The sequence below is a fragment of the Aeromonas aquatilis genome (assembly GCF_054052405.1).
The window spans coordinates 1-12943 of the sequence record NZ_JBSTYP010000088.1 but is presented as its reverse complement, the minus strand read 5'-3'; the positions used below and the strand labels follow the sequence as shown (position 1 = coordinate 12943).

Sequence of the window (12943 nt, the reverse complement as noted above, 5' to 3'; positions counted from 1 at the left end):
AAGAACTAAGAACTAAGAACTAAGAACTAAGAACTAAGAACTAAGAACTAAGAACTAAGAACTAAGAACTAAGAACTAAGAACTAAGAACTAAGAACTGATTTAAAACAAACTCATGCATAGGCCGAAGAGATTGATAGAGGATCCAGCCCCCTTTCGCCGGGGTCTGCAATTCGGGTAGCAATTCGCTCTGCCAGCCAAACCGCTGGCGCTCGCCCTCTCCCCGTTCCGGTCACTCTGGTCTGATCCAGCCAGTGACAACCACTGAGCCCCGCCATCAACATGACAACCATCATCCATTTCATCGCTACTCTCCTCCTTATGTGTTGGCCATCCAGGGCCAATTGGTTTTCATGCTCTGCAAAGCGTGAGCCAAAAATTAACATTATGATTCAAAAGGAAATAACCATTTCAACCAGAACAAACAGAAGAATTCAGAGAGCCATTTAGACCATTTTTTGGTGAAAATAACCATTCTCGAACGGATATGATTGTGGCTGATTGGCGGGTCATCCTGCCGGTCACTATGCTGACAGCCCGTGGAAGTTTTTGATTGCCCTGCCGGTCTGTTGAGCCAATAGTGGTACTTCGTGCGTACCAAGCTCTCCATTGCGGTAATGTCATTACCACTGTCTTGTCAGTCTTCACTGCCAACAAGGAGTCAGAGCGTGACCCAAGCAAGCCCTCTCTATTCCAATGCCACCGGTCTGCCGGAGCCGACTCGCACCCCGTTGCTGACCGGCAGCGATCCCGAGCAGAAACGGCGCGAGCTGCTCGCCTACTTCTGCCAGACCTTCGATCTCTACGACTCGCTGTTCGACTGTCTGGCCGATGAGCGCGCCTGGTTCAACAAGGCGATCCCGCTGCGCCACCCGCTCATCTTCTACTACGGCCACACCGCCGCTTTCTTTATCAACAAGCTGCTGGCGGCACGCCTGATCGACCAGCGGCTGGATCCCCGCATCGAGGCCATGGTCGCCATCGGGGTGGACGAGATGAGCTGGGACGATCTGGACGAGACCCACTACGACTGGCCCAAGGTCACCGAACTGCGCAGCTATCGGGCCAAAGTCCGTTCGCTGGTGTGCGATTTCATCCGCCAGATGCCGCTCACTCTGCCCATCGACTGGCGGAGCCCGGCCTGGGTGATCCTGATGGGGATAGAGCACGAGCGCATCCACCTCGAGACCTCCAGTGTGCTGATCCGCCAGTTGCCACTCGTCTGGGTGCGGCCGCAGCCTTATTGGCCCGCCTGCCCCGAAGCCCACCACCGGATTGAGCTGGTGCCCACCAACAGCCTGCTGCCGGTGGCTGGCGGCAAGGTGCGCCTTGGCAAGCAGGACGCCACCTACGGCTGGGACAACGAATATGGCGAGCGCCAGATCGAGCTGGCCCCGTTTCAGGCCAGCCGCATGCTGGTGAGCAATGCCGAGTACCTCGCCTTCGTCCAGGCGGGCGGCTACGGCCAGCAACAGTGGTGGGATGACGAAGGGTGGGGCTGGTGCCAGTACGCGAAGGCGCAGATGCCCACCTTCTGGGTGGGTGACCCCGCCGAACCCGGGCAGTTGCAGCTGCGGCTGATGACCGGGCAGGTCCCTATGCCCTGGGACTGGCCGGTCGAGGTGAATCAGTTGGAGGCGGCCGCCTTCTGCCGCTGGAAGGCTGCCCGGACCGGACTCCCCATCCAGCTGCCGAGCGAGGCAGAGTGGCAGCTGCTGCGCGAGCAGCTACCCGGCGATCAGCCGGACTGGACGGAGGCCCCCGGCAATATCAATCTGGCCCGTTTTGCCTCCTCCTGCCCGGTGGATGCCTGCCCGCAAGGGGAGTTCTTCGATCTGGTGGGCAATGTCTGGCAGTGGACCAGCACCGCCATCGATGGCTTCGACGGCTTTAAAATCCACCCGCTCTACGACGACTTCTCCACCCCCACCTTTGATGGCAAGCACACCCTCATCAAGGGCGGCAGCTGGATCAGCACGGGTAACGAAGCGCTTAAATCATCCCGTTACGCCTTCCGGCGTCACTTCTTCCAGCATGCGGGTTTCCGCTATCTGGTCTCCCGTTGTCAGGAACCCGTTATCGTGAATCCCTATGAAACCGACACGCTCGTCGCTCAGTACCTCGACTTCCAGTACGGCCCGAGCCACTTCGGAGTTGCCAACTACGCCAAGACGCTTGCTGATCTTGCTGGCGAGCTCTGCAGCAACCACCAGCGGGCACTGGATATCGGCTGTGCCACCGGCCGCGCCAGCTTCGAACTGGCCCGCCACTTCCAGCATGTGGACGGGGTGGACTACTCGGCCCGCTTCATCGATGTGGCGCTGGCCCTCGCCAGCCAGGACAGCTTCCGCTACGCCATTCCACTGGAGGGGGAACTGGTGGAGTATTGCGAGGCGCGCCTGTCGAGCCACGGGCTGGGGGCGAGTCAGGCTGAGCGCATCCACTTCAGTCAGGGGGATGCCTGCAACCTCAAGCCCAAATATGACCACTACGATCTGGTGCTCGCCTCCAACCTCATCGACCGGCTGCGGGAGCCCGCCCGCTTCCTGCGGGATATAGCACCCCGGCTACGCAGCGGTGGCCTGCTGGTGCTCACCAGTCCCTACACCTGGCTGGCGGAATATACCCCGCCCGCCAACTGGCTCGGCGGCATTCGTGAAAACGGCGAAGCGCTCACCACCTATCAGGCGCTGCAGCGACTGCTGGCGGCGGAGTTCGAGGAGCACTGCCCGCCGCGGGATGTGCCCTTCGTGATCCGCGAGACCGCCCGCAAGTATCAGCACACGGTGGCGCAGCTGACCGTCTGGCGCAAACGCTAGCACGCCGGTCGGCATGCAGATGAGAAGAGGGAGGCCAACGGGCCTCCCTCTTGTTATGGCAGCAAAAATGGCGCGAGTATCAATGCCCCTGCTCGTGATAGCGGCGCGCCAGCACGGCGCACACCATCAGCTGGATCTGGTGGAAAATCATCAGCGGCAGCACCATGATCCCGACGCTGGCGGCGGGGAACATGACGTTGGCCATCGGCACCCCGTTGGCGAGGCTCTTCTTGGAGCCGCAGAAAACGATGGTGATCTCGTCCGCCTTGTCGAAACCGAGGCGACGGCTGATCCAGACGTTCCAGCAGAGCACCAGCGCCAGCAAGACGCAGCTCAGCAGCACGATACTGGCCAGATCGTACCAACTTACTTGACGCCAAATCCCCTGCACCACCGCCTCGCTGAAGGCGACATAGACCACCAGCAGAATGGAGCTCTGATCCAGCTTGCCGATGAGCGGCCGGTGACTATCGACCCAGCGGCCAATGAGCGGGCGCGACAGGTGACCGACCACGAACGGCAGCATCAGCTGCACCATGATGGACTGGATGGAGTGCCAGGTGTCGATCCCCTCCCCCTGCACGTGGATCATCATCCCCACCAGTACCGGCGAGAGGAAGATGCCGAGGATGCTGGAGGCCGAGGCGCTGCACACCGCCGCCGACACATTGCCCCCCGCCATCGAGGTAAAGGCGATGGCCGACTGCACGGTGGCAGGCAGAGCGCAGAGATAGAGGAAGCCGAGGTAGATGGCCGGGCTCAGCCAGCCCGGTACCAGTGGCGTGAGCAGCAGCCCCAGCAGCGGAAACAGCACGAAGGTGCTGAGCATCACCACCAGATGAAGCCGCCAGTGGCCGAGGCCCGCCAGCAGGTTCTGGCGCGACAGCTTGGCGCCATGCATGAAGAACAGGAGCGCCACCGCCAGCTTGGTCAGCAGACCGAACCAGACAGCCACCTGCCCCTCGCAGGGAAAGAGGGAGGCCAGGGTGACCACCGCAATCAGCACAACAGTAAAGGGATCCAGACGCACGAAAGGTCTCCATCAGAAGGGCATCCTGCTGCCGTGGCGGCAGTCAGGATTGGGGAGGACAAGAAACAGAGCGGGAGATGTCTGGCACCTCCCGCTAAAACGAACCTCCAGCTTACCCCGATAACGGAGAGGCGCAACGTTGTGCAGCGGTTAATTGTTCATCAATGCTTAACGCCTTTGCTTTGCCGAATAGCGGAAGTTGACGACCCGCGGCCAGATAGCGCCAAACCGGCGCGAAATGGATAAAAAAACGGGCGACCCAGGCCGCCCGTCTCGCTTTTTCGTTCTGCCGATCAGCGCTGGCTGGCCAGCTTGCCGTTGCCGGTTTTCTTCTCATTGCCACCGAGCTTGCGGGCCTGCCGTTTCTCGAAACGGGAGATCCACCAGTAGGCCAACGCCGCAAAAACCGCCGTCATAAAGACGTTGATGAAGAAGGCACGCACCAGATCCACCCCGGCCGGGAAGGCGGAAGCGCTCATGCTCACCACGAAGATGGCGATCAACACCGACACCACGCCCATCCCGAACTTGCGCGACCCCATGCGGAAGTCGCGGGGGGTGTCGTCATGTTTCCAGCGGAACACGAAGTAGGCCACCATGATGAAGATCGGCGGCAGCATGGCAGTCCCTGCAGTGAGGTTGATGGCGGTGTTCATCATCTGCTGCACCGACTCGGAACCGAAGCCGTTGACCACCAGCATCACGAACACGAAGACAAACTGCCACCAGGCGGCGCGCACCGGCACGCCGTGCTCGTTGAGCTGGGTGGTCTTCTCGCCGTAAACCCCCTGCGGGATCTCGGAGAAGTGGATCTTCACCGGCGCCGAGGTCCACATCATCATGGAGCCGAACATGGCGATAAACAGCACCACGCCGACGAAGCGGCCCACCAGCGCCTCGGAGAGCCCGAAATACTGCGCCATGCCGGTGAAGATCTCCACCATGCCGCCGGCATAGGTGAGGCTCTCGCGCGGCACGAACACGTTCACCAGCAGGGAACCGACCGCATACATGGCACCGATGACGATACCGGCACTGATGATCACCTTGATAAAGGACTTCTGGCCGCCCTTCACGTCATTGAGGTAGGCCGCCGCCGTCTCGGCACCGCCCGCCGCCTGGAAGATCCAGCACATGATGCCCAGCGTTGCCCAGTTGACGGTGGGGGTCATCGCCTCCAGCGTGATGGGCTGGGCCGGCACATGATCGCCACTCAGAGCCATCAGCGCGCCCAGCACATAGATGGCGAACAGCGCAAACACCCCGTAGGCCACGATCTCCGCAATCTTGCCGAGCCAGCTCGCCCCCTTGGTCGAGATGTGGGTCGCCGCCGCAAACAGCACGATGGAGATGATCGAGGTGACCATAGGCGAGAAGCTGTACTCATAGCCCAGCATGGCGTAGGAGGCGTAGGCGATGACGTTGGGCAGCAGGGAGACGAACCAGAACAGGTTCACGAACCAGTAGAGAAACGAGCCCAGATAGGCCATCCGGGTGCCGAGCGGCTTTTTCAGCCAGTCGTACATCCCCGACTCGGAGTTTTTATTGGCCGAGACGAACTCGGCGATGATGAAGACGAACGGGATGAAGTAGACGATGGTCGCCAGCAGGAAGATGGGGGCGGAGCTGAGCCCCAGCTCGATGTTGTTGTTGACGATGTTGCGCACGTTGAACACGGCGGCAAAGGTCATCGACAACAGGGCAAACTTGCCTATGGTGCCGCGTACGGATTCAGACATGGTGTCCTCCAGTGGACTCGCGCTCCCTGCGGGGATCGCTGTGACTCTGTGATGTGTTCGGCAAGGGTCTGTCGGCCCTGCACTTTACTCTCTTGTTATGATCGGGCCGCGTGGGCGGCCTCGTTGGTGAACCGGTGCAATCTCACCGCACCGGCTCGCAATACCAGTCAGACGATCGGGGTGCCCGGCGCCATCGGCACCCGCGGTTGCAACAGCACGCTCTGGCTCTCATCCAGAGTCTCGGCGCAGAGCAACATGCACTCGGAACGCTCGCCGCGCATCTTGGTAGGCTTGAGGTTGGTCAGCACCACCACCTCGCAGCCCATCAGCTCATCTTCGCTGTAGTAGGGCACCAGACTGGTGACAGTCTGCAGCGGCCGCTCGCCCCCCACGTCGATCTGGACGATATAGAGTTTGTCTGCCCCGGGGTGGCGCACCACCTCCAGCACCTTGCCCACCTTCATCTCGACCCGTTTGAATTCGGCAAACTCGATCGTCTCGCTCATGCTCTTTTCCTTTTCTGGTTCAACGGTTTGCGGGTGGCCAACGGCCACCCGGTTTGATTGGAATTCAATGCAGTGGCTATGGCGTCTGCATGGCCACCTGCGCTGTCGGCTGGGCCTCTTTGGCACGCGCTTCGGCGCTGAGGGAGGCCTCGTATCTGTTGTATTTCCACCAGGCGAAGCCGAGGAAGATCACGATCCCGCCAACGTTGTAGAAGATGATGGTCATGATGTCGGCGCCGGTCGGGAAGGTGGAGGCGAGGAAGCCCACCGAGAAGATGGCGATCAGCACCGAGACCACGGCGATGCCGGTGGTGCGCGAACCCATCTTGAACTCCCGCGGCAGGTGGTCGAGCTTCAAGCGCAGATTGAGGTAGGCCAGCATGATGAACAGCGGCGGCAACATGGAGGCGGCAGCGGTCATGTTGATGACGGTGTTCATCAGATCCTGCGCTGTGTTGGAGCCCAGGGTCGGGATCACCATCAGCGGCAGCACGATGAGGTACTGGATCCAGGCGGCGCGAGCGGGCACGCCGTTCTCGTTCAGCTCGACCGTCTTCTTGCCGAAGATACCGGCCGGGATCTCGGAGAAGAAGATCTTCACCGGGGTCGCCGTCCACATCAGCAGGGAGCCGAACATGGCGGTGAAGGAGACCAGCCCGACGAAGCGGTTCATCAGGATCTCCGGCAGGCCGAAATAGGCCGCCATCCCTTCAAACACCTGCACCGAGCCGCCGGTATATTTCAGGGTGCCGCTCGGTACGAACACGTTGATCAACAGCGACGCGATGGAGTAGAGCACGCCGATAAAGATCCCGGCGACGATGATCACCTTCACGAAAGACTTGGAGCCCCCTTTCACATCATTGACGTAGACCGCCACCGACTCGGCACCACCGGCTGCCATAAAGATCCAGGTGGTGATGCCGAGAAAGGCCCAGCTGAAATCGGGGATCATGGCCTCTACCGTGATGGGATCGGCCGGCTGTACGCCGCCCACCAGTGCCGCACCTGCCAGCAGAATGTAGGAGAGGGTCAGCAGCAGCATCAGGGACGAGGTCACCGAGGTGATGGGGCCCAGCATCTTGGCGCCGTTGGTGGAGACGTAGGTGGCAAAGGCAAACAGCACCATGCTCAAGGCCGTGGTCGCCAGCGGAGTGAGAATGTACTCGTAGCCGAGGAAGGCATAGGAGGCGTAGGCGATGACCCGCGGCAGCAAGGAGGTGAAGAAGAAGAGGTTCACGAACCAGTAGGTGTAGGCGGAGATAAAGGCCCAGCGACCGCCAAGGGAGCTCTTCACCCAGGCATAGACCCCGGCTTCGGAGTTTTTGTTCAGTGACACAAATTCCGCAATGATGAGGCAGAACGGAATGAAGTAAAAAATCGTGGCCAGAAAGAACATCGGGGCCGAGGCCAGACCGATCTCGATGTTGTTGTTGATGACGTTGTTGAAGCTGAATACCGCCGCAAAAGTGAGCGACAGCAGACCAAACTTGCCTATCGTATTGCGTTTGGAATCAGACATGGTGCATCTCCAGACCTGTAGTTATCTCGGCGAAAGAGCGGGGCATGGGTTGTAGGGTGAGCCCCGCCCTTCCGGCGTTTATCAGTGCAAAACCGGCGGCGTGTTATTTGTTCTTGAAGTAGCCGCCTTCGACAGTGACCTTGATGATCACCTTGCGCACCGGGCTGTCGCCGACGAATCGGTAAGCTTCGTCGTTCTCGAAGATCACCACCTGCCCGTTACCAACCTTCTGGCGCTCACGCACCTCACCTGCCAGCCACTCGCGGTCGGTGGTGTCGTCATAAGCCTGCTCGACCCGCAGATCCGTCTTGGCAGCCCACTCCACCGTCTCTTCCCCTTCCAGGTAGTAGTGGACATCGAAGTAGCGGCGCTGCCCCTCGAACAGGGAGGTGGCCGGGCTGGCCCCCTCCTGCAAGCGGTAGGTGAGGGAGTCACCGATGGAGTGGCAGATGCCGGGCTTGAGGTTTGCCAGGTTGTTGATGGCCTCCACGCAGCGGCCCCACTTCTTGCCCTCCCGGTAGATGTTTTTGAACAGGGTCAGGTTGTCCAGGGTGATCATGCGAGGTTCCTCCCGCCGTTGATGGTGAGGTCGAGCCCGGCCAGCGCAGCCGGATTGAGGTTGCCACGGGCGATGGGCAGCAGGGTCAGGCCGAAGCTGAACGGCTCGAAGCGCACCCGCCAGGAGTCCAGCACCTCGGAACCCCAGGAGTTGGAGCCCAGCCCCAGCACCTTGTGATCCAGATTGAGGGTGAGATAGCCACAGGGATCCAGCTCGTTGATGTGCTGGGCTGCGTGGATATGCTCCCAGCTGTAAGGCCAGACGCTCAGGTTGATGGGGGCATCGGGCCGCACGTAGAGACCGGCGCCGTGACGGTTGGTCAGGGTCGCCCAGCGCACCTGCTGGCGGTTGCCGTTGTCCTGCGGGAAGGGGTAGTGCTCCCACATCTCGCTGACTGTGCTGTTGAAGCTGTCGATCCAGTTGCTCTGGCGGCTGTCCTGATAGTTTTCACCCGGGCCCATGCCGTAGTAGTGCACCCGGTCGAGGTCCTGGCGAATACCCAGCTCGAAACCGATCTTGGGGATGATGTCGTCATAGCCACCGTAGGGCTGGCCGGACAACGCCACATGCAGCTGGCCGTTCGGGCTCAGGGTGTAGACGTAGCGGCAGCGCATACCGAAGTCGAATACCGGCGGCGCGATCAGGCTCTCCACCGTTACCTCGACCGCTTCACCCAGCTGACGCCAGCTCAGGGTGCGGAAGTGCTCCTGCATGATCTGCAGGTGATTCGGGTGCCACAGGCTCTCGTACTCCTGCTTGTGGTTGTCGATCATCGGCTTGAAGAAGGTGAGGCGCGGTGAGCGCTCAATCAGCTCGATACCATCCTGCTGCCAGCTCACCAGCTTGCCGTCGAGGCGCGAGAAGCGCAGGGCAAAGCCGCTGCCGCTCAAGGTCAGCGCGAGGCGCTCATCGGCGATATGCAACGGGGTCGCGTTGGGGTTGGCAAAGGGCTGCAACTGACGAGTCGATGCCTTCAGCTGGAACTGGAACTGGCCCAGCTCGTGCTCCGCCGCACTGTAGCGGGTCGCACTGGCCTTGATGACCCGCAGCTGGACGAAGGTTTCCCGCCCATCGAGGGATGGCAGTTCAAGTTGCAGCACTGTGGTGGCACCGGGAGCAACCCCTTCCAGCCGGATTTGCTGGCTGGCCAGCAGTTCGCCCTCGGCCTTCACCTCGACCAGCAGGCGGATATCGTCGAGAGTGGAGAACCAGTAGCGGTTTTCCACCGCCAACTTGCCGCTCGCCAGATCCAGCGCCCGCACCTTGACCGGGCAGATCACCTGCTTGTATTCGCGCAGGCCCGGCCCCGGAGTCTGATCCGGATAGATGAGGCCATCCATGCAGAAGTTGTAGTTGTTGGGGTAGTCGCCGTAGTCGCCACCGTACTTGTAAACGGGTCGCCCCTGCTCGTCCTGATCCAGAATGCCGTGATCGCACCACTCCCAGATGTAGTGGCCCTGAATGTGGGGATGGCGGTCGAACACCTGCTGATATTCGCTCAGGCCCCCCGGGCCGTTACCCATGGCGTGAGCGTATTCGCAGATGATGCGCGGCTTCTCCATCGGGAACTCGCCGAAGCAGTTCATCTGGGAGACGCGCGAATACATGGTGCTGACCACGTCCACCACCTCGGCATCGCGATCCTCTTCGTAGTGCACCAGCCGGGTCGGGTCGATCGCCTTGCAGCGGTGATACATGGCTCTGATGTTGCAGCCGTAGCCGGACTCGTTGCCGAGCGACCAGATGATGATGGAGGGGTGGTTTTTCTGGGCATGCACGTGGCGCTCGATGCGATCCACGAACACCGGCTCCCAAAAGGGGTCATCGGTGATACGACTGAGATCGCCGACGTTGGCAAAGCCGTGGGTCTCCACGTCGGTCTCCGCCATCACGAACAGACCGTACTGGTCACACAGCTCGTAGAAACGCGGATCGTTCGGGTAGTGGGCGGTGCGCACCGAGTTGAGGTTGTGCTGCTTCATCAGCACGATATCGCGCTCAACACGGTCCATACCGACCGCGCGGCTCTTGAGGTGGTCGTTGTCGTGGCGGTTCACCCCGTGCAACTTGAGGTAGTGACCGTTGACGTAGAAGAGGCCATCCTTGACCTTGATCTCACGCACCCCGACCCGCTGCGGGATCACTTCCAGCAGCTCGCCCTGACCGTTGTAGAGGGAGAGTTGCAGCTGATAGAGGTAAGGGTCTTCGGCGCTCCACAGATGGGGGTTGGCCAGATCCAGCGTGAAGTGGCAATCACACTTGCCATCGATGGCGAGATGGTCGAGCGAGCCGCTGGCGATCTCGTTGCCCTGATCTCGCAGCGACCAGACCAGACGGTGATCACGGGCAGCTGCCCCCAGATTCTCCAGCTGGATATCGCAGCTCAGGGTGGCGCTTTGATTGTCATCGGCCAGCGCGGTGCGGATGAAGAAGTCCTGCACATGGGCGGCCGGTTTGCCCACCAGATAGACGTCGCGGAAGATCCCCGCCATCCACCACATGTCCTGATCTTCGATATAGGTGGAGTCGGCCCACTGCATCACCCGTACCGACAGCAGGTTCTCGCCAACCTTGGCGTAGGCGCTGATATCGAACTCGGCGGTGAGACGACTGCCCTTGCTGAAGCCGACGTAGTGGCCGTTCACATAGACCTCGAAGTAGGTCTCCACCCCGTCAAACTTGATGATCACCTGCTCGCCGTCCCAGGCCGGGCTCAGCGTGAAGCTGCGCTGATAGGCGCCGGTGGGGTTGTTGGTCGGCACAAAGGGTACGTCGATAGGGAAGGGAAAACCTTCGTCGGTGTACTGCAGATTGCCATGTCCTTCCATCTGCCACATGTTGGGCACGGTGATCTGGCCCCACTCGTTCATGGGGCTGTGATAGAAGGCCTCCGGCACCTGCAGGGGGTGGTCGAAGTAGTGGAACTGCCACTGACCGCCAAGGCCCAGAAAACGGCGGCTCAGCTCGCGCTGCATGGTGGCCGCCAGCGCGTGGTCGGCATAAGAGAAGAAGTAGGCACGCGGAGCCAGCCTGTTTTCACCAACGAATTGGACGTTTTCCCAGTTATTCACATGTCCTCCCGGAACAAGGCAACGTTAACTGGGTAAACTCTAGATAAACATTTACTAAATATCAGTTTTGGATCGGTAAAGTTTTAACCTGATCACAATGGCTGGACGGTTTTGTGAGCGAGATCAGAATCGGAGGATAAAAGGGGATAAAGCAGGAAGTGATGGCATGGATGTTGATAAATGTAGGCAATAAATGGCTAAAACCACTATAAAACAATGTATTATGAATTTTTCAGGAGAAATAAGGGAGAGGATGATGAGGGGATGAGGCCGCGCCACCACAAGATGGCGCGACTAAAACCGGCTTTATTTTACTAAAATCAACGAGTGGTGCCACGCAGAGTCAGGCGACTCGGCACCAGTACCCGAAGGGGAATATCACGCTCGTCACGCAGCCGTTCGACCAACAGATTGACCCCCTGGGAGCCCATCAACTCGGAGTGGATCCGCACCGTGGAGAGCGGCGGGAAGGTGAACTTGGCGGTCGGAATATCGTTGACGCTGATCAGCTCAATCTGCTGGGGAATCGACAATCCCCTCTCGTGGATGGCCCGCAGCACCCCGATGGCGATGGAGTCGGAGGCAACGAACAGCGCCTTGGGCCAATCCCCTGCCAGCATCTCTTTGGCCAAGCGATAGCCGGAGGCACTGGAGAAATCGCCGCGATAGAGATCGCTCTCCTGCACTACACCCAATCGCTGGCCATAATCCCGGAAGGCCAGCTCACGCAGATCCGGATTCTCATCCTGGCCACCGATATAGCCGATGCGCTGGTGTCCCTGAGCGATAAAGTAATCCACCACTTGCTGGCTGATCAGAGCGAGATCCACGTCGACCGAGTCAAACTCCTCCATGGCACGGGAATCGACAAAGACCAGCATGCTGGAGCAGGTGCACAACTGCGCCAGACGCTCGGCCGAGAGACTCCCCACCACCAGGATACCGTCCACGGCGGTCAGCTCGCGTCCTTCACCACAATTGTAGAGGTGGGTTAGTTCGATGTTGAGACGGGCACTCTGGGTCTCGATGCCATAACGGATGGCGAGATAGTAAGGGTCGTTGACCTCAGTACTCTGCGGGTAGGAGTAGACCACCAGAAAGTGCAGCTTGCTCTTGTGAACCCCCTTGCGGGCGCTGCTGGTCTTGTACTCCAGCCGTTCGGCAATCTCGAAGATCCGCTGCTTGGTCTCTTCCTTGACGCTCAGGCTGGGATCCTCGTTCAGTACCCGGGATACCGTGGCGAGCGACACCCCCGCCTCCTGTGCAATTTCCTTCAACGTAGCCATCAATACCTCGCTGGCAGCATCACGTGTTAATCGGTAACGGCTAAAGAGTAACGGGCAATCCCTTGATAGCCCAGCATTTTTACTAAAATGCCGGCAGCAGGATCGATTTTTTGAATCGCGCAAATGCAAAAAGGCCTCCCGAATGGGAGGCCTCTTCTAAATAGGTGCCTGACAGTGTCCTACTCTCGCATGGCGAATGCCACACTACCATCGGCGCTACCGCGTTTCACTTCTGAGTTCGGAATGGGATCAGGTGGTTCCACGGCGCTATTGCCGTCAGGCAAAAGCTTTACTACTTAATAATGGTGCTGATACCCAGAGTCGAACTGGGGACCTCATCCTTACCAAGGATGCGCTCTACCAACTGAGCCATATCAGCACACTAACCGGTAAAGACCGCACTGTGTGCGCT

The 12943-nt window shown here is 59.8% G+C and carries 8 protein-coding genes, 1 tRNA gene and 1 rRNA gene; 1 reads left to right on the top strand and 9 read right to left on the bottom strand.

Annotated features, from left to right (window positions below):
• Window positions 1-667: 667 nt before the first annotated feature.
• On the top strand, window positions 668-2818 hold the full coding sequence (ovoA, locus tag ACW5W8_RS22195; protein WP_498630472.1) for a 5-histidylcysteine sulfoxide synthase: 2151 nt from the start codon (window positions 668-670) through the stop codon (window positions 2816-2818).
• Window positions 2819-2897: 79 nt separating this feature from the next.
• Here the strand turns inward: ovoA and ACW5W8_RS22190 are convergent, their stop codons facing one another.
• The 9 genes from ACW5W8_RS22190 to ACW5W8_RS22150 form a co-directional block, all read right to left on the bottom strand.
• Window positions 2898-3848, bottom strand: coding sequence for a bile acid:sodium symporter family protein (locus ACW5W8_RS22190; RefSeq protein WP_498630470.1), 951 nt, complete (start codon window positions 3846-3848; stop codon window positions 2898-2900).
• Window positions 3849-4141: 293 nt separating this feature from the next.
• Complete coding sequence (locus ACW5W8_RS22185; protein WP_498630468.1) at window positions 4142-5587, bottom strand: amino acid permease; 1446 nt, start codon at window positions 5585-5587, stop codon at window positions 4142-4144.
• Window positions 5588-5754: 167 nt separating this feature from the next.
• Window positions 5755-6093 (bottom strand): tRNA-binding protein, encoded by a 339-nt coding sequence (locus tag ACW5W8_RS22180; RefSeq protein ID WP_498630466.1) that lies wholly within the window; start codon window positions 6091-6093, stop codon window positions 5755-5757.
• A gap of 76 nt (window positions 6094-6169) precedes the next feature.
• Complete coding sequence (locus ACW5W8_RS22175; protein WP_498630465.1) at window positions 6170-7615, bottom strand: amino acid permease; 1446 nt, start codon at window positions 7613-7615, stop codon at window positions 6170-6172.
• A 103-nt stretch (window positions 7616-7718) separates the two neighbouring features.
• Window positions 7719-8174, bottom strand: a complete 456-nt coding sequence (locus ACW5W8_RS22170) for a beta-galactosidase subunit beta (RefSeq protein WP_498630463.1) — start codon at window positions 8172-8174, stop codon at window positions 7719-7721.
• Complete coding sequence (ebgA, locus tag ACW5W8_RS22165; protein ID WP_498630461.1) at window positions 8171-11245, bottom strand: beta-galactosidase subunit alpha; 3075 nt, start codon at window positions 11243-11245, stop codon at window positions 8171-8173. The genes ACW5W8_RS22170 and ebgA overlap by 4 nt, the downstream gene beginning before the upstream one ends.
• 320 nt (window positions 11246-11565) lie before the next feature.
• The gene (ebgR, locus tag ACW5W8_RS22160; RefSeq protein ID WP_498630459.1) at window positions 11566-12531 is read right to left on the bottom strand and encodes a transcriptional regulator EbgR; all 966 of its coding nucleotides are present in this window, start codon (window positions 12529-12531) and stop codon (window positions 11566-11568) included.
• Window positions 12532-12697: 166 nt separating this feature from the next.
• Window positions 12698-12812, bottom strand: a 5S ribosomal RNA gene (gene rrf / locus ACW5W8_RS22155).
• Between the two features lie 22 nt (window positions 12813-12834).
• Window positions 12835-12910, bottom strand: a tRNA-Thr gene (locus ACW5W8_RS22150).
• Between the last annotated feature and the right edge of the window lie 33 nt (window positions 12911-12943).